Source organism: Mesocryomonas lacus, from assembly GCF_055730135.2.
The window spans coordinates 356,999-374,493 of the sequence record NZ_JBUZWE020000005.1 but is presented as its reverse complement, the minus strand read 5'-3'; the positions used below and the strand labels follow the sequence as shown (position 1 = coordinate 374,493).

At 60.4% G+C, this 17,495-nt stretch carries 17 protein-coding genes; 7 read left to right on the top strand and 10 right to left on the bottom strand.

Translation table 11 applies throughout. From position 1 onward, the window contains the following. The 7 genes from ACZLZY_RS10835 to ACZLZY_RS10805 form a co-directional block, all read right to left on the bottom strand. Positions 1 to 1,803: phage tail tape measure protein (locus tag ACZLZY_RS10835; RefSeq protein ID WP_472933554.1), on the bottom strand; the 1,803-nt coding region annotated here is incomplete at its 3' end. A 3-nt stretch (positions 1,804 to 1,806) separates the two neighbouring features. After that, on the bottom strand, positions 1,807 to 2,340 hold the full coding sequence (locus ACZLZY_RS10830) for a phage tail assembly protein (protein ID WP_472933553.1): 534 nt from the start codon (positions 2,338 to 2,340) through the stop codon (positions 1,807 to 1,809). A gap of 26 nt (positions 2,341 to 2,366) precedes the next feature. Further along, entirely contained in the window at positions 2,367 to 2,897 is a 531-nt protein-coding gene (locus ACZLZY_RS10825) for a hypothetical protein (protein WP_472933552.1), read from the bottom strand. A 124-nt stretch (positions 2,898 to 3,021) separates the two neighbouring features. Then, positions 3,022 to 3,354, bottom strand: coding sequence for a hypothetical protein (locus tag ACZLZY_RS10820; RefSeq protein WP_472933551.1), 333 nt, complete (start codon positions 3,352 to 3,354; stop codon positions 3,022 to 3,024). A gap of 208 nt (positions 3,355 to 3,562) precedes the next feature. Beyond that, on the bottom strand, positions 3,563 to 4,702 hold the full coding sequence (locus tag ACZLZY_RS10815; RefSeq protein ID WP_472933550.1) for a hypothetical protein: 1,140 nt from the start codon (positions 4,700 to 4,702) through the stop codon (positions 3,563 to 3,565). Next, positions 4,699 to 5,145 carry a hypothetical protein gene (locus tag ACZLZY_RS10810; RefSeq protein ID WP_472933549.1) on the bottom strand — a complete coding sequence of 149 codons (447 nt, stop codon included), beginning with the start codon at positions 5,143 to 5,145 and terminating at the stop codon, positions 4,699 to 4,701. Before ACZLZY_RS10810 ends, ACZLZY_RS10815 begins: the two co-directional genes overlap by 4 nt. A gap of 355 nt (positions 5,146 to 5,500) precedes the next feature. Next, complete coding sequence (locus ACZLZY_RS10805) at positions 5,501 to 6,379, bottom strand: hypothetical protein (protein ID WP_472933548.1); 879 nt, start codon at positions 6,377 to 6,379, stop codon at positions 5,501 to 5,503. Positions 6,380 to 6,831: 452 nt separating this feature from the next. On the opposite strand from ACZLZY_RS10805, the gene ACZLZY_RS10800 reads away from it, so the two are divergent. Further along, positions 6,832 to 7,329 carry a Ros/MucR family transcriptional regulator gene (locus tag ACZLZY_RS10800; protein WP_472933547.1) on the top strand — a complete coding sequence of 166 codons (498 nt, stop codon included), beginning with the start codon at positions 6,832 to 6,834 and terminating at the stop codon, positions 7,327 to 7,329. Between the two features lie 52 nt (positions 7,330 to 7,381). On the opposite strand, the gene ACZLZY_RS10795 is transcribed toward ACZLZY_RS10800, so the two are convergent. Both ACZLZY_RS10795 and ACZLZY_RS10790 read right to left on the bottom strand, forming a co-directional pair. After that, positions 7,382 to 7,552, bottom strand: a complete 171-nt coding sequence (locus ACZLZY_RS10795) for a hypothetical protein (RefSeq protein ID WP_472933546.1) — start codon at positions 7,550 to 7,552, stop codon at positions 7,382 to 7,384. A gap of 281 nt (positions 7,553 to 7,833) precedes the next feature. Continuing rightward, positions 7,834 to 10,101 (bottom strand): AAA family ATPase, encoded by a 2,268-nt coding sequence (locus ACZLZY_RS10790; protein ID WP_472933545.1) that lies wholly within the window; start codon positions 10,099 to 10,101, stop codon positions 7,834 to 7,836. Between the two features lie 1,020 nt (positions 10,102 to 11,121). Here ACZLZY_RS10790 and ACZLZY_RS10785 point away from each other — a divergent pair. Beyond that, on the top strand, positions 11,122 to 11,655 hold the full coding sequence (locus ACZLZY_RS10785; RefSeq protein ID WP_472933544.1) for a MarR family winged helix-turn-helix transcriptional regulator: 534 nt from the start codon (positions 11,122 to 11,124) through the stop codon (positions 11,653 to 11,655). 552 nt (positions 11,656 to 12,207) lie between these two features. Continuing rightward, positions 12,208 to 13,761, top strand: coding sequence for a sensor domain-containing diguanylate cyclase (locus tag ACZLZY_RS10780; RefSeq protein WP_472933543.1), 1,554 nt, complete (start codon positions 12,208 to 12,210; stop codon positions 13,759 to 13,761). 82 nt (positions 13,762 to 13,843) lie between these two features. Here ACZLZY_RS10780 and ACZLZY_RS10775 read toward each other — a convergent pair whose 3' ends face one another. Further along, on the bottom strand, positions 13,844 to 14,179 hold the full coding sequence (locus tag ACZLZY_RS10775; protein ID WP_472933542.1) for a hypothetical protein: 336 nt from the start codon (positions 14,177 to 14,179) through the stop codon (positions 13,844 to 13,846). Positions 14,180 to 14,673: 494 nt separating this feature from the next. Between ACZLZY_RS10775 and ACZLZY_RS10770 the strand changes: the two genes are divergently transcribed. The 4 genes from ACZLZY_RS10770 to ACZLZY_RS10755 are packed head-to-tail and all read left to right on the top strand — an operon-like array spanning position 14,674 to position 17,494. Further along, positions 14,674 to 15,039 (top strand): NADH-quinone oxidoreductase subunit A, encoded by a 366-nt coding sequence (locus ACZLZY_RS10770; protein ID WP_472933541.1) that lies wholly within the window; start codon positions 14,674 to 14,676, stop codon positions 15,037 to 15,039. Beyond that, positions 15,030 to 15,611 (top strand): NuoB/complex I 20 kDa subunit family protein, encoded by a 582-nt coding sequence (locus tag ACZLZY_RS10765; protein WP_472933540.1) that lies wholly within the window; start codon positions 15,030 to 15,032, stop codon positions 15,609 to 15,611. The genes ACZLZY_RS10770 and ACZLZY_RS10765 overlap by 10 nt, the downstream gene beginning before the upstream one ends. Positions 15,612 to 15,659: 48 nt before the next feature. Continuing rightward, on the top strand, positions 15,660 to 16,253 hold the full coding sequence (locus ACZLZY_RS10760; protein ID WP_472933539.1) for an NADH-quinone oxidoreductase subunit C: 594 nt from the start codon (positions 15,660 to 15,662) through the stop codon (positions 16,251 to 16,253). Between the two features lie 50 nt (positions 16,254 to 16,303). Next, complete coding sequence (locus ACZLZY_RS10755; protein ID WP_472933538.1) at positions 16,304 to 17,494, top strand: NADH-quinone oxidoreductase subunit D; 1,191 nt, start codon at positions 16,304 to 16,306, stop codon at positions 17,492 to 17,494. Position 17,495 lies beyond the last annotated feature (1 nt).

Genomic DNA, 17,495 nt, shown 5'->3' with positions numbered 1-17,495 from the left:
AACAGGCGTAGCTGCCGCCGGGTCGGGACGAGTGGACGGGAGCGGGACTGGACGAGGCGTCGGTAGCGCCATAACCCCAGTCTTGTGGCCGAGGTCGCCAAAGGGTTCGGAAGGCTTCTTGAACGGGGTGACCGGTGGGGACACGCGGCTGCCGTAGGTCTTGTTGAACTCTTCCCGTTTCGCTCTCAGGGCGGCAATCTCAGCGTCGAGGTTGGCTGCTGCGTTCGGCTCGCCGTTGGCTGCCCGGACAGCCGCAGCGGCAGCTCGGTTGCGCGCGAGAATATCGCCGGTTTCTTTTTTATCGGCGTACGTCTCGCCAGTGGCGCGACGTACGAAATTGCGGCCCTTCATCAAAAGAGCGGCGGAGTCGACGCCTTCAGTGTCGCGAGCTGCCATAAGCCCAACCGCCCCCGACTTGGGGCTCTTTTTGATGAGCTCCTTTTCACGCTGTTTAGCGAGAAGATCTGCTTCTTGAGCAGAGCGGCTGAACCGGCGCGGGAGGTATTTATCGACAAAATTAGGCTCATAAAAATCGCCCTCAGTCGCCCTTCCCGTTATCGCGCTCTGAAGGGTGTTGTACGTCGTCTTCGCGTCTCGAATGGCATCCGTGAACGAGCGGATGGACTCGGTAGCGTCGCCAAGGAAGCCCGCAGCTGGCGCCAGGATGAGCGTCCCGAGATCGATCGACAACGCCTCAAGATTGTTACGAAACAGCTGCCACTGGGACTGCATGTCGTCGAGCTTGAGTGCGTAGCTCTTGTCCAGAGAGCCGAACCACTTGGATTGGTCACCAGCATAAGCAAAATTGCGCTTTACCTCCTCAATGCCCTCCACCATTTGCAGAACGGTATCGAGATGTTCCTGGCCAAAAAGGTCCGCGGCAATGCCAGCACGCGCCTCTGCCTTTAATGCCTTCAACGATTCAAGCACACCTACGAACGCCTCAGCCGACTTGCCGGTGGCGAGTTGCTTCCCGAACTTCTTGTCGTCTTTGATCAGCGTATGGAAGGCTTCCTTCGCGTTCTTCGACAGTGAGTTTGGCGCGAGCAGCTTGGTGAAGATGGAGTTGGTAGCTGTCGCCGCCTTGCTTGCTGGGACTTTCAAGTTGGCAAGAGACGCGCCAATCGCTGCGATCTCATTCGGGACCAGACCAAAGGTCTTCGCCATTGAGCCAGCTTGGTCGATGTAGCCCACGATCCCGCTTTCATCAGCGATACCCGAGTCCGCAAGACCGTTGATGAGGTCGAAGTACCGCTGCATCTCGTTCATTGGGATTTTAAGAACGGTGCTGAAGCCTGCAGATGCGTTGCCGACGTCGGTTGCCGACATTTCGAACGCATCCGCAGCCTTCGCCGAGAGAAGCGCGAACTGTTTGAGGTCGTCCAAGGGGATACCGGCCGCCGCGCCACGCTCGTAGGCAGCGGCGATGTCCTCAATTGGTGATGCAAGAATGCCAGACGTAGCCAGTTCCTTGATGTCCTCGCCTAGCTGGCGGGTCTGATCGGCGGTCGTGCCCGCTTTCTTCTGGATGTTGGTCAGCGAGGACTCGAACTGAGCTGCTGACGTGACGATCTCGTTGGCACCCAACGCCGCAGCAAGGGGGGCGGCCGCCGTGGCTGCGCTTCTGGCGTACATGCCGAAAGCCGCGCCGGCTTTGGCAGTGGCTCCGGTAGATGTCATCATACCGCTTCCGAGCGCATTCTGGCGACGGCTTAGATTATCAAGCGATAGGTCTATTTGCTTGGCGGCACCAGACACTTTGTCATGTAGGGTAAGGACGAGGTCTGAGGTAAGCCAGGCCATTGGTTATTCTCCGGAAAGGTTCGGGGTCATGTCGCCGGCAAAGGCCAAGACGCGCTCGGCATCTGGCCACCGCATAGCGTTGATGACGGAGACCGGAACGCCCGCCATCTCTGCAATCATCTCGGCCCTCGGAATGCGGCCCGCTGCTTCAGCCTGGAAGAAGTCCAGTCGAGGTGGACGTAGCTCAATGGAGGCTGTCCGCGGCTGGCCTTCCACGGTAAAGGGAAAGGCAAGCGGGATGACCACGTTGGGCACAACGTCATAGCTGACGGGCGTCAGCTTGAATGGTTCACTCAACTCAATGTCGCGTTCAGCATTAGCCTCGTCCGGCTCTGCGGGAGCTTCCCCACAATTGGGGACACCCTCTCCAGGGGGCTGCTCAGAATTGGGCACACCCCCAGCAGCGTCAAATTCGCGAAGACGTTCGAATAGCGCACCACGTTCGTCCGCCGGGGAAGAGCGCTCGGCGCTCTCACGCGCCAGGCGTTCGAAGATAGACTCGTCGCGGTCTTCGCCGTTGGTGGCGGAATTGGACATCGGATTTCCTTTGAATGGGGGGGGTGTTAGGCAGGATCCAGCGTCGTCAGCACGGTCAGTCGCCGGTGGATCTCGTCGTCGATCAGGCTGTGAATTTGTTCTGGGTCGCGGCTAACTACGATCTGCCCGGCCACAGCTGCACCCAAGCCAACGAACGCGTCGCGCACGATCTTATACTCGGCGCGAACGTGTTCGATTACATCGTCAATTTCCACGACTTGAGCGCTCTGCTGGTCGAATTGAAGTTTTTTCAAACGCGCCGCGTAATTCTCTTTGACGCGCTCGGCTTCCACGATGGTCCAGAGTTTCCGTCCCTCGAAAAAATCGAGTGGTAGTGACGGCTGGCTGTCCGCATCGTGCGACGAACTGTCCGCAGCGCGGACACCTGGACGCTCGCCACGGCGCCAGTCGACTCGGAGATAGTTCGGATCCAGCTTTCCATTGGGGAGCCTTGTGATGTGGGCAGTCTGGACCTTTCGCCGCACGACTTTCTCATCGCATCCGGCACGCTTGGCGAACTCGCGTATAGAGATGCCCTGTCTGTCCGCGGACACCATTTTTTCGACTCCAATCAGTGAGGAATGAGGGCTGCGTCCCCGATGTAGTGGCGCTCAATCAGACGGTCCCTGACCCACGGGGGCACCCCTCCGCGTCCCGCCGTCTGCGACGCCGACCGCATCGCTACATCCCGTTCTGCCTGTTCATCTTTGCGATTGCCGACTGCCAGCCGGCGTTCGACCCAGTAGGCTGGTCGAAGCTCTTCGCTTCCGGCACTGTCTCGATGAAGGAGGCCTTAGCCGCGGCCCGCCAGGACGCCTTGATCGCCGCGGCCTCAGCCTTGGGATCCGGCTTCGGTGCCGGCGGAACCACAACGATTGGCTGTGGTGTAGGCTGAGGCGCGGCCTGCGCAACCGGTGGACCTCCAACCTCCGAGAACGTGCAGTCAAGGTTCACGACATACGTCTTATTTGGGTCGAGACGTCGGCGGGGCACGGGGCTGGGAGCTGCTGTCATCGGGTGATGTCCTTGGGGATTGAGGCGCATGGCTGGACCGCCATGCTGCCTGCGTTGGGAGTGAGGGGGATGATGTCGTTGCGCGGTCGATGAGGGATCGGCTGAGCGGGCCCCCTTGCCGTTGGCGGATCGCGGGGGAAGCGCCTTGCTCCCTCCGCACTTAAAGCGGCGTAGACTTTCCGACGTTGCCGGTTGCGGCCTTTAGCCATCACTCGCCTTCGTCGTCGGCGATGCGCCCGACACAGAATTCCTGGCAGTCATCGGGATGGAGATTGCCGCTTGAGCCGAGGATGCGTCCGGAAGCGCGGCCGGCACGCTGTATCTCAAAAGCCCTAGCGCCTTCGGGTGTGTCGGTGCGAAGGGCGAAGCCAGCTTTGACGGCCATGTTTGCTGCGTCCTGAGGCAACAAGTGGACCCAGGCATTACCGCACAGCGTGCGCCGCCCGCCCTCCGTCAGCCGATAGCTGAAGTTGCGCAATGCATAGACTTCGACCTCGGGAATCGCCTGCGTCTCAGGGACGCGTGCGACCGGAACCCAAGGCGTTCGGTCAGCGAGATCGGGCTGGGTCTCGCCGGCAGCGATGGCTGCTGCTCGGGCACGCAATCGGTCGGTGACGAGCAGCGCTGCCGCTTCGCGTGCCGACTGATACTGCAACTGACTGAGATCACCATGCTTGCGAAGGGGACGCACTCCCATGTCGGCAGCGCGGTCAAGCGACACTCTGTAGCCCTGGTTTTCAAATGTGTAGGGAAACGCAGATGGTACGGCCTTGGCTAGGCCTTCTGCCAGGACGAGGCGGGCGAGGTCGTGTGGTCGAGCTGGGGCGGAATAGCCGTCCTGCAACGCGTACATTTCCGGTACGCCGCGCCGTAACATCTGTTCCGTCGGGATTGCTACGCCATCGATATCCACGACGGAGAGCGTCTCGGGGATGGCCGCCACGAGCGCCGTGTGGGCTTTCGCAACAGCCTTCAGGGCGGTGTCTAGTGCAACAGCGGCATTGTCGAACTGGTCCGCGTAGGAGGTCAGATCCTTCGTGGCCTTCTCACGGGCCTCGGCTTCATTCGCAACAGCCAGGCGGGCTTCCGCGGCAGTGGTTTCCTCCGCGATGTCGGCTAGCACGGAGTTAATGGTTTCGAGGTTATCGGCAGCATCCCGCACAGCGGCGGTAACCTTCGAAAGGTCTGCATCGGCATCACCAGCGAGGGCGGCTTTCCGTGCTTCGCGAGCTGCCTCAAGGGCGGCAACCGATTTAAGCTTCCGAGCTTCCAGCGTTTCGCGTCTGGTTGCGAGGTTGGCGAGATCGCTGGCAGGTGAGGAGCCGATTAGGCGCTTGAGAGCATTCATGCGGAAATCCTTTTGGGTTTTTGTTGGTCGGGCGCGCGTTCGAAGAGCGCCGCACAGGCATCCTCGACCTCGGCAGCAAGCGCGCCGATTGGGATGGCGGCAGCACCGCGTTCAATGGAGAAGCGTGCCGCCGTATTGGCGTCGCTGACGAATGCTTTGCCCTGGTCGACAACTAAGAAGACGCCAGGGGGAGGTAGGTGGAGAAGATGCTGAATCGCCGTCGGAATAGCCTGCCGAAGAGGCGTATTGGCCTTTAGCGAGTTGGCCGCCCTAAGCACCGTGACGTCACAGGGAGAGAGCCACCGGCGGCCATTACGACGCTCCGATAGAATGTCTGGGCCAAACCGATATTGCCAGACATCTAGCGTCGCTCGGCTCATCAAGGCGACCTCGGCGGCCTCGGCAATCGTCAGGGCGCGTTCGCGCCAGCAGGGACCGGCCATCGGCGCGCATCCTTTCAATTGTCAGATTTTCGGACGGGCAAAAATAAAGGCCGCCGCCCAGCAAAGAGCGACGGCCTGTCTATTGGAGACAAAAGGGTGCGTGGCAGGCACTCGACCCCGAGCGCCGGCAAGCGCAGCAACGCAGGCCAGCAATGGTTGGGCGGCGACCTCCGCAGGAATGTCGCTCGCGCGGCCTCGGCAATGGCTAGCCGAAGACGCGATCTGGGATAGGCGCCGACACGTTCGGGAGACGCCTATCGTGCCCGCTATGCCATCGCCGAGGGCAGCGGCGACGGAATGGGTGTGAGCAACTGCTCTTACTATAAGACGTTCCCGCGAACGTCGAAGGGCACTACTACGCGGCTATTTTCATAAATTCACTGAGCGCCTCGTCAGTTTTGCGGACGCCAATCCTTTCGGCGGACTTGCCCCGTGCGCCGAAAGCCTCGCCAATCTCTTCCGCTGTGCTGTCCGACACGGCCAGATCAAGCGCCATCAGATCGGCCTTGCTCAATGCATTCCGCACCAGAGTGCGCGCCGACGTCCGCTCTTGTTCAAGTGAGGCAAGGTGCTCGCCTCGGCCTGACGCCGTGACGTTGCCACGCGAGCGAGTCATGCCGCCAACGAACAACGCGCCTTTCGCGATGGGCACGTTGTCGTTGGCTACCAGCCGCCGCACGTCGGCGGGATCGCGCGGCGTCTTCTTCTTGCCCTTCGGCGCCCGAAGCAGCTCAACCGGTTTCATCCATCGTGAAGTTGACGTCCGCCATTGCCGCAGGGCACCGACGCCATTGAAATGGAGGTCGCCGAGCCGCATGGTGGTGACGTGATTGAGTGTGTTGATGGAACGCCGGCCTTGCGCGTCATGACTGCGGATGGTGGTGCCGTCCGACATCACCGTGAAGCTGACGCGAGCCGCTGCTATCAGCATCTGCCGCTCGGAGGGTTTGATCTCTTGGAGGCAGTCGATGCCCATGTCGTCGGTGTCGGCTGGCTCGTCTTCGTCCTCGTCGCCGATATCAGATAGCTCAATTGACCTATGAGGCTCCATGAGCTTCGCAAAGTCGACCAGGGCGCGGGCCAGTTCGGGCTTGCCTCTTAGGCGGGACAGCGTTGGCCACGCCAGCACGGGCCGGGCGTCCTTGCCGCATGTCGCAACAATAGCGGCATGTTCGGCCGGGGTGCGAACTGTTACGCCCATCATCTGGTTATCATTGTCTGCAATGTATTTCATAGTTGTCTCCAGATCGCCCTGCCAGGCGCGTTACCTAATGAGATATAGTAGATTGGCGGGTGCCAATCGAATCCTTTGAGATCAATGTTTTCGGTGTGACCGGAATTTCGCTGCAAAGGAGGACATGTGTACTATTTCGCTAATGCCCGGTGCTGTTCAAAATCAAGTTGCGAAGTTGGCGACTTGATCGTAATTCGCCAACTTGGCGACTTTCGCTTCACCCGCACCGTCCCGCCAAAGCTTAACACCCCCACACGCCCACACAGCGGGCCGCTGACGCGATTGTCGAGGTAATTGGCTGTCAGTGTAGCCGGAAGGGGCTGGCGTCGTCTGGAGGGGTCTGAGCGGAGCTCATAATAAAATCTAAATAACTAAAAAATCATAATTGATCTATTGAAGCGTACAAAAGCACGGGTAAATATCGAAGGTGTTTCACTGGATTTGAGAGCAAAATGGAAAAATCGCATCAATCAAACAGCGAGGAATCGCTCCACCTTGTTGAGTTAACGGCCAGAATTGTCGCTGCCTATCTCGCAAACAATTTCGCTTTGGTCGCTGATGTGCCGGCGATTATTTCGAACGTACACGCGGCGTTGAGCTCGGTTGGCGTTGCGCCCGCGCCGATCCCATTGAAAGATAGCCCGCCAGAACCAGCGGTTCCGATCAAAAAGTCAGTCACGTCTGAATACATAATCTGCCTGGAAGACGGTAAGCACTTCAAATCAATGAAACGCCATCTTTCCGTCAAATTCGGCATGACGCCGGACCAGTACCGTCGCAGATGGGGCCTGCCGAGCGATTACCCTATGGTCGCAGCAGGCTACTCCGAGAGGCGTTCCGCAATGGCCCTGAGCTATGGGTTTGGGCGTAAACCCATGGCGGCTTCGGAGGAGTTAGAGGAAGTCCCCTTCAAGAAGGTAAGCGCGAAGAAGACGGCCAAGGCAGCATAGCACCTACGCCGAGATCATACTGCGCTTAAAGCGCAGTATGAAGGCCGAACCTTCACCCACCCCGCCACGACACAACGGCAGACTTCACCGCGACATTATCGTTCGCCGCCGTGAGCTTCCTGATGGCATGCACCAGCTCGGATTTCTCTTCATGGAACCGATGAGGGTTTCGGTGGCAGGGCGATAGCCGCTGAAGGCGGTCGGCGATCTCGTCGAGGGTCATTTTTGCTGTCCAATTGGATGGGGCCGTTTCCATTTCCGCCACCCCCGTAACGGGGAGAGGCATTTCCAGTGCCTCCCCTACGTAGTAGGGGTAATCTCTGGAAATCCGGAAACGTCAATGATATCAATAAGTTATAGCGTTTCCGGAAATGTTGGAAACGCCGGAAATGGAAACGGCTTATTGAACGATTTCAATAGCTTACCGTTTCCATTTCCATGGAAAGCACCCGTTTCCGGAAATGTTGGAAATGGGATTTCCGGCACTTGGTATCGGCAACGGTACTAGGTTCGTCCGACTTTGAACTCGCCGAGGCCATAGGCAAACATGCCCGTTGGGACGTCTAGCCACTTTCCCGCCTTCTCACCCTTAGCCGTCGCAGTGACGATCTGGCCGGCTTCCAACGCCTGCTGCGTTAGACCTTCCAGCCGATGGCGCGACAAAGTTCGAAGCTCTTCCGGCAGACGTTCCCTCATCGCGAACACACCTGACAGCCCCGTCTTGGTGAAGGGTGCCCGGTCGGCGGCCGCAGCCTCAATGGCGATGACGAGCGCAGTCATTAGGTCCGCCTGCGGCGGTGCTGACGAAGCGAGCCTGGCGGTGACGTCGACCAGCAGGCCGAACTCGTTACGGGCATAAGTGGACATGACGCGCGACGCTGCGCCATTGGCCTTCACCACACCGCCGTAGACGATACGATTCGATTGGTGAGGGACACCAATCTCCTTGCAGATCTTGATGGCCTTCTCCTGCGAGGGGTACCACATGCCGTAAGCGACGCGCACGCCGTCGACCAGGGCGGTGGTGCCGCGGATGGCGTCGCGCGCATCACCAAGAGTCTCAATCTTGTCCTTGCCGCCCGCTTTCTTCATGTGATGCGCAAACCAGAAGTTGGCCTTCGTCTGCGCCGCCAACGTGGCAATCGAGCCGCACACGAACTGCCCAGCGGCAGGATCGTCATTGACGGGGACGGCGGCGAACAGCTGCAGCGGGTCAATGGCAACCGAGCGCAAGTCTTTGATAGTTGCCAGCTGGTCGCGAAGTCGCTGGAACTCGTCAGTCTCGATGAAGTCGCCACGCTTGTCCTGGCGCCAGAACGGCTTGATGCCACCCTGTACCGACGGCATCGGGATGACGATCATCTTCTCACCTTTAGAGGTGAACCGCTCACCGTTCGGGTCGATGGCGTCCAGACGGCGGCGCATTGAGCGGTCGTCATCCTCCCCTGAAATGAAGACTGCCGTTCCCTCTTGTACAACCTTGCCGCCAAGGATTGGCGAGGCGAACTTCGATGAGCCGAACGCGATACGGCGATGGAGCTCTAAGATGGAGAAAGACTTTCCGACTTCGCCCATAGCGGCAAGCATGCCCGGAATTCCAGACTCGATGACACCGTCCACCAGATACTCCACCGGTTCCGGATCGCTTGCAAAGCGGTTGGATGTCCAGTCGAAGATGTTGAGCGGCTGGGGGGTGTTGTCGTTTGCCGCGGCTGGGCGGGATCCGGATGCGGGCGCCAAGTTGGCGCTTGCACAAGTTTTCGCCACCGACTTGGCAAGCAGCCGAAAGGCCTTCGATGCGTCGTAGGTCTTGGCATCCCCAATCCCGAGCTTGCCCCGCAGCCATTCGGCCGCCTCGACGTGCGTCAGCCCATGGCAGACCATCACCAAGTCAATCGGGCTGTACCCGCGGTTGTCGTCTGAATGGTCGCAGATGCCGGCGGGCGAGATTTCGAGGGCTCGGTTGCGCTTGGCATCGGGCAGGCCAGCACGATTGGACGGTCGAAAGCTGGCGACTGCGTGCCAACCGGACGTGCCGCGCTTCAGGCGCACGAGCTCTAGTGCCGGCACCCACGCGTCGAGGTTGGCGAAGGCGGCTTCCTTAATGTCAGCCCAGATGCCGTCGCCCGATGAGGTGGAGGGGGTGCCGGGCATTAGGGCCGGTGCCGACCCTAATGTTTTCTCCGGCACACCCCGCGATGCCAGCGCCGACGTGCAGTCGGCAACGAACGTGGCAAGCGTCTCGGCAGTGATAAGCGGCAGGTCAGCCAGCGGCACCTCAAGGGGGGAGCCGTTGGACCAGACGTACGGCTTGCCGGTCTCAGGGTGGATACCGTCGGCAATAAACTGCTGCCCGTCGCCGAGGACTTCGACTTCGCAACGCTCCCCATTGATCAGGTATCTGCCCGTGGATGCCTTGGGCAAGGGCTCGTCAGTCCGGAAGACGAAGAGGCACTTAGGAGCGCGACCAACGCGGCAAGGAGCATAGGCGCCGTTGGGAAGGTCGAGCACCATTCCCACTAACAGGTCGGCGGTCGCATCGTCCGGTGCGTCAATATCGATCGCCACCAGATGGCCCGTCAGGAGGCCGGTGTTGGTCTGGGTCGGGTAGTCGGTGATGTAGCGGTCGACCGTCTCGGTCGTCATTACGAGCTTCGACCAGCCAGAGACGACGGGGCGCTTCCCAATGGCAGGGATCGGAAGGTAGCCGTTCGCGATGAGGGCGGTGCGGATCTCGGCGACCGAGGTGTTGAATTCAGGCAGCGCGGTCATGATTTTCGCAATCGATTTGAGCCGAGGCAAGGGCGATGATTCGCGTGCGCAAGGCAGGCGATATGGCGGCTACGTGAACGCCGCCATGCTGGGGCGGGTAGACCTTCAGGGAGCCGTCCGGAGCTCGGACGACGAAAAGGTCGAATAAGATCAGGTCGTCGGAGATCGCGAGGTTGAACTCAGCGATATGCCGAAAACCGTTGGCGGTCGGCGCCCGGTTGGCGGAGCGCCATTTCCTTATTTCCATGATGTTTTCCTTGAGGTTGGAGTCGATTCGTAAGCGCGAACAAGTTTCAACTCGGGGGCCGTTAGGCCCCGTTCCGTGCTGAAAGGAGTTGAAACTATTGCTGATAAGCCGAGCTGACCTGCCGGCCTGTCACGCCGGAGGTCGCGGGTTCGAGCCCCGTCACTCGCGCCAGTTTTAACTCCTTGCTGAAAAGCATGGAATTAAAACTGAAACTCCAGATACTGAAACAGTAGTTCGACTCTACTGGTCAGTCCGAGGCAGAGCCTCTTTCGATCATCTCACATTCTTGCAGAGAGCCGCTCCTTACGGAACAGGTTCTTGTCGTGTGGACTGCGCGAAGCGGACCTTTCGGGTCATCCTCGATGCCCGAAACGAGTCGCGGTGAGCGGTTGGCGGCGCTTGTCGGGTGACCTCTATTTCCTTTTCAAGCACCGCCCGCTGCCGCCGGCCCCAACAAAACTGGTAGCCACCTAATATAGTAGCTGGCTATAAAACATGAGCTTGGTATTCGAGTTTCGTCACGGCATGATCTTCATGGTTCGGTCGGAGTCGTGATCATGACCCGGCTCCTTCTGCGTTTCCTGTCGATTGCCCGGGGTGCCACACCCTCCAAGAGCGGAAATGGCGATGTCTGACAAACTCCCCAGAGCCGGCACTTGGCCAGGGTTGGCTTCAAATCGTCCGCCAATCGGGGGAGGTTTGCAGGAGTTGGCCAACTGTGCCGAAGGCGGCCAGATACAGTCTCGCGGGTCCGTGCCTTCTACGTATTGCGAATGCTTGTTAGCAAGTGCACCAACCCTTCCAGTATTCGCACCGTAGAGGTAGGATTAGAGATGAGCTTGTTTTTACCAATCAACGCTGTCGACTATTCCGCGAACGATAACCGTGACGTCAATGTCGTCTCTGCGCTGATCGCCTTGTCGAAATCCACCAGCGCCTTGCTGGCGCTTCGGCTGTCGGCGATCGGGCTGAAAACCGGCCAGGATGAGGTGCTGATGGTGCTGAGCCCGGTCGAGCCGGTGGAGATCAGCACGGTCGCTGACCGGTTGTGCATCCGCGTGGCGACGGCGACGGCGGTCCTGCGCCACCTCGCGGAGAAGGGGCTTGTCCGTTACGGCGGCGGCTTGAAAGCGGGAGAACTGGTTTTTGTCACAGCCGCCGGCGCTGCGCTTCAGCACAAGATCCGGCAGGTTCACGCGCAGCTCGAGCAAGATCTGATGGCGCCGGAGGGAGTCCCCGGGCCGTTGCTGGCGGATCTCGCCAACCTGCAGAAGCGCCTCTCGAGCCTGCTCTATTCCGTCGGCTAGCCCGCTCGGCTCCCGCCTTTGACAGGCGCGGGCGCGGTCTCTGTCCATCTTCAGATGGTAGGGGCGTTAACATCCGGCTTGGGCGGTCCCATCACGGCATTCCTTTGGGCCTGGCAAAAGCCCGGCATCCATTTTGGAAAGGGATGGGTATCGATTGGGTCCTAACCTCGGCGGGGCACTGGATGGTCAGGATGCGACAGAAGCGAAGGGCGCACCCTGCTCTGTCGGCGGAAGAACATTCCTTTGTTTCCCAGTGCTCCCTCATCCGCGAACCCCAGGGTGGGTACACGTTCCAACCCCGCCGAACGAAGCTTGACCGTGGGTGACCACTCGCACGAAGTCGACAGCCGGCAGTTGCAGGCCACCGAATAGCATCTCTCAGTAGCTAGCTATATTTTTCGAGCCGATACGTAGCCGCGTAAGTGAATTTCTCGTGAGGCGAGAGATTTTCCCCGTCCATCTGTTGGCGCACGACAGTCTTCCTCATCCGACGCACGAGATGTTAAGATGAGTTCACTAGCCTCCCCGGCGGGTGAATGGATTGTTTCGACCATGGCGCATACTCTTTCCAGCCTGACGTCGCTGAAGCTTTCGCGCTGGATCAGAGTCTGCACCGGCGGACTGCTCATTCTATTAGCCGCCGGCGCGTTTCTGATGGAACGGAAAGGGGCTGAAGAAACGCTCCAGCATGCAGAAGATCAGTCCGAGACGATGGCGCGTTCGCTCGCGCAGCACGCCGGCGATACGTTCCAGATGGCGGACCTTGCGCTCGTCTCCTTGTCCCGCATCCTCGGGACCGAGCCGCCGACGCGGTCGAAGCTGCTGTCGGTGCAAGCGGATATGCGCGAACTGCTCTCGCGGGTGCCGCGTCTGCATGGTCTTGCCTATTATGAAGAATCGGGTTGGCGGCTTGCGGGCTCCGAGAAGAATGCGAATGAGGTCGTCAACGAGTCCCGCAGCGCCTTCTTCCAGTTCCACCGCCGCCAGACGCAGGCCGGATTGTTCGTCGGCCCGGCGATCCGGGAGGCCGACGGGACCTGGGTGATCACGATCAGCCGGCGCATCGCCAAGGAAGACGGCAGCTTTAACGGCGTGCTCGTTGCCACCATCGAGGCGCGTTACTTTGCCGAGTTCTACCAGAGCTTCGACACCGGGATCGATGTCCGCGTCGTCATGCTGGGGTCCGATGGCGCGGTGATGGCCCGCAACCCCTACGATACCCAGCTCATCGGGAAGTCACTCGCAAACACACCTGTCGTCTTGGCGGTTCAGGCGGGCGATCGTTCCGGCGTGTTCCGCATGCCGTCGCCGCTCGACGGCGTCGAGCGCCTTTCGGCGTTCCATGTCGTCGAGGGGCTCGGGGTGACCATCGTCTACAGCCTGTCTCGCAAGACCGCGCTCGCGCCTTGGCATCAGGGAATCTACGGTCGCGCGGCGGTGTTTATTCTCCTGGCGACGGCCCTCGTGCTTGGCGGCCTGCGTCTGGCGCAGCAAGCCGAGCGACGCCATGCTTCCGAAAAGAGCCTGCTGCAGCTCTCGCTCACCGATTCCCTGACAGGTCTTCTCAATCGCCGGGGATTCGATCAGGCGATGTCGATGGCGTGGCGGCAGAGTGGCGAGGCCGGCATGCCGTTGTCGCTGCTGATGATCGACGTCGACTGCTTCAAGTCGTTCAACGACACCTATGGCCATCCCGCCGGCGATACCTGCCTGCAGCTCGTTGCCCTGTCGATCTGCAGCAACGTGCCGTTTTCGGAGGAGCGCGTTGCCCGCTATGGCGGCGAGGAGATCGTGGTCATCCTTCCCGACACCTCCGCGGCGGCGGCGGTCGCGGTGGCGGAGGCGATCCGGTCCTCGATCTCGGCGCTGAACGTCCAGCACGCCAAGTCGGCGGCGGCGAGCCACATCACCGTCAGCATCGGCTGCGCGACCGAGCGTCCGGCCGCCGATTTCAGGACGGCGCCCGCCGAACTCCTCGCCGATGCCGACAGGGCTCTCTATGAGGCCAAGCTGTCCGGCCGCGACCGGGTCGTCGCCTTTGATAAGATTGAATTTGAACGGCAGCGGACAGGACCGCCGCTGCGCCTTGTCACGGCCAGCGGCTGAACGCGCTCGTCCGGGGAGTGGGCTGGCGAATAGCGTCCGCTCTCATGTGACAGACGCGCTCAACCTCTTGCGGATACCCGCGTCAGGCTGAAACGGCGTAGTAGGCCACTTCCTCCTGCCATTCTTCCTCGTACCATTCGTCGAAGCCCGTCACGAAGACGATCTCAACGCCCTGCGCGCGCAGGATATCGAGGGAGGTGACGTCGGCCGTATCGAGGAGGGGGGCGGCCATCATCGCGCAGTCGACACGAAGGCCGGTCGCGAGAAAAGCCACAGCAGCCGCGATGCCGGGAACCGCCCCGACCAGCGTACCGCCGCTGTTCTCGATGTCCCGCGCCATGTCGGCCGCAAGGTCGAAATCGGTCTCGATGGTGAGAACGCGGCGTCCGATCAGGGACGTGGTGGCCAGACGGAACATTCATTACCTCTATAGCGGGGACCGTCCGGACTTCCGGCGACGGAAAGTGGTGAGGAGAGCGAATAAGCCGACGGTTAACGCCGACGCCCTTAGCCCCCTATGCTCAACAATCTCGTTCCGCTAGCTTTCGTGACGCTTACTTGTGTAGCAGGCTGTCGTTATTTAAGTCTAAATAGCTAGCTAACTCAAATCGGACGATTTGCTGTGTCGGGTTGGAATGGAATAGTTACAAAAGGGACCAGCGCTTGCGCCGACCGGTGGGCGATGCCCGCGGTCGACAACCCGCTGTGGCAGGCCCCTACGCCTTGCTTCCGGGCGTGGAAGGGTTTAGGTCTCGCCGCATTGCGAAGAGGGCGATTTTACGAACCTGCGACGCATTGACCCTGACGACGGCACTGTTCGCCAACCGCCTGGTTCATATATGAGATACATGTGCAGTTTGAGTGGCTTAATCGGAAACCCTCAAACTCCTTTTGCACCAAGGGTCAGCCGCGATGCCTGAGCTTCTCGCTTCCTATCTTCCGATCATCATCTTCGTCGGCGTCGCGCTGTTCATCGGACTTGCGCTGCTGGTGTCGCCGTTCCTGGTCGCCTTCAAGGCGCCGGACGACGAGAAGCTGTCGGCGTACGAGTGCGGTTTTGACGCGTTCGATGATTCGCGCATGAAATTCGATGTGCGGTTCTACCTCGTCTCGATTCTGTTCATCATCTTCGACCTCGAAGTGGCCTTCCTGTTTCCGTGGGCAGCGTCCTTCGGTGCCGTGGGTTGGTTCGGGCTCTGGTCGATGATGGTTTTCCTCGGCGTCCTGACCGTCGGCTTCATCTATGAGTGGAAGAAAGGCGCCCTCGAATGGGATTGACCGATAGAGAGACCTTCATGCGGGCTGCTGCGGTGGAAGCGGGCAGCCGGTCGTCGGCGCTCCAGGTGCCGCCAGCGCAGGACCGCTTTCTGACAGACATCAATGACGAACTGGCCGACAAGGGCTTCCTCGTGACCTCGACGGACGATCTCATCCAGTGGGCACGCACGGGCTCGCTGATGTGGATGACGTTCGGCCTTGCCTGCTGCGCCGTCGAGATGATGCAGATGTCGATGCCGCGCTACGATGCCGAGCGCTTTGGTTTCGCGCCGCGCGCCTCACCCCGGCAGTCGGACGTGATGATCGTTGCGGGCACGCTGACCAACAAGATGGCCCCGGCGCTGCGCAAGGTCTACGACCAGATGCCGGAGCCACGCTACGTCATCTCGATGGGCTCTTGCGCCAATGGCGGCGGCTACTACCATTATTCCTATTCGGTTGTGCGCGGCTGCGACCGCGTCGTACCCGTCGATATCTACGTGCCGGGCTGCCCGCCGACGGCGGAAGCGCTGCTGTATGGCGTGCTGCTGCTGCAGAAGAAGATCCGCCGAACGGGGACGATCGAGCGCTAGGCGCTCTTTCCCGTCATGGCGTCCTGAAAGAAGAGGCCCGCGCGTCCGATGAACGAACTCGCCGAACACATCAACACTTCACTCGGCGCCAAGGTCGGCGGGTCGAGCATCCGCTTCGGCGAACTGACGCTGATGGTTGATCGCGCCGATATCGTTGCGGTCCTGACCTTCCTGCGCGACGACCGCAAGGCGCAGTTCCTGAACCTTACCGACATCTGCGGCGTCGATTATCCGGAGCGCGAGCAGCGCTTCGACGTGGTCTATCATCTTCTGTCGCCGCATCTGAACCAGCGCATCCGGGTCAAGGTTCGCACCAACGAAGACGACCCGGTTCCGTCGGTGACTGGCGTCTATTCTGGCGCCGACTGGTTCGAGCGCGAAGCATACGATCTGTACGGTATCCTGTTCACGGGCCACCCTGACCTGCGCCGGATCCTGACCGACTACGGTTTCGAGGGACATCCGCTGCGCAAGGACTTCCCGCTGACCGGCTTTGTCGAAGTTCACTATGATGAAGTGCTGAAGCAGGTGGTCTACGAGCCGGTCGCGCTGCGACAGGAGTTCCGGAATTTCGACTTCCTCTCGCCATGGGAAGGCACCGAATACGTGCTGCCGGGCGATGAGAAGTCCAAGGCGAACTAAAGCGTCCGACAGGGCAGGGCAGCGACAACTGCCGAACAGGATACACAGCCATGGCTGAAATCGACGTCCGCAACTTCAATATCAACTTCGGCCCGCAGCATCCGGCGGCGCATGGCGTTCTTCGGCTCGTGCTCGAGCTCGATGGCGAGATCGTCGAGCGCGTCGATCCGCATATCGGCCTCTTGCACCGCGGCACGGAAAAGCTGATCGAGGCGAAGACCTACCTGCAGGCGATCCCCTATTTCGACCGGCTCGACTACGTCGCGCCGATGAATCAGGAACATGCCTTCTGCCTCGCGGTCGAGAAGCTGACAGAGGTAACAGTTCCGATCCGCGCGCAGCTGATCCGGGTGCTCTACTCCGAGATCGGCCGCATCCTGTCGCATCTCCTCAACGTCACCACGCAGGCGATGGACGTCGGCGCGCTTACCCCGCCACTCTGGGGTTTCGAGCAGCGCGAGAAGCTGATGGTGTTCTACGAGCGTGCGTCCGGCTCGCGCATGCACGCCGCCTACTTCCGGCCGGGTGGCGTCCATCTCGATCTGCCGCCCGAACTGGTCGATGACATCGGCGCCTGGTGCGACCCGTTCCTCGCGACCCTCGACGACATCGACGAGCTTCTGACCGGCAACCGCATCTTCAAGCAGCGAAATGTCGACATTGGCGTCATCGGTATCGAGGATTGCTGGGCGCTCGGCTTCTCGGGCGTGATGGTGCGCGGCTCTGGCGCTGCGTGGGATCTGCGGAAGTCGCAGCCCTACGAGTGCTACGCCGACATGGATTTCGACATCCCGATCGGCAAGAACGGTGACTGCTACGATCGCTATCTCATCCGCATGGTCGAGATGCGTGAATCCGTGAAGATCATGAAGCAGTGCGTCGAGCGCCTGTCGGGCAAGGAGCGGCTCGGGCCGGTGTCCTCAACTGAGGGCAAGGTCGTACCGCCGAGCCGCGGACAGATGAAGCGTTCGATGGAAGCCCTGATCCATCACTTCAAGCTGTACACCGAGGGCTTCCACGTACCGGCGGGTGAGGTTTACTGTGCCGTCGAGGCGCCGAAAGGCGAGTTCGGCGTCTACCTTGTTGCGGACGGCACGAACAAGCCGCACCGCTGCAAGATCAAGGCGCCGGGTTTTGCCCATCTCCAGGCGATGGACTTCATGTGCCGCAAGCACATGTTGGCCGACGTCTCCGCCATTCTCGGCTCGCTCGACATCGTTTTTGGAGAAGTGGACCGTTAAT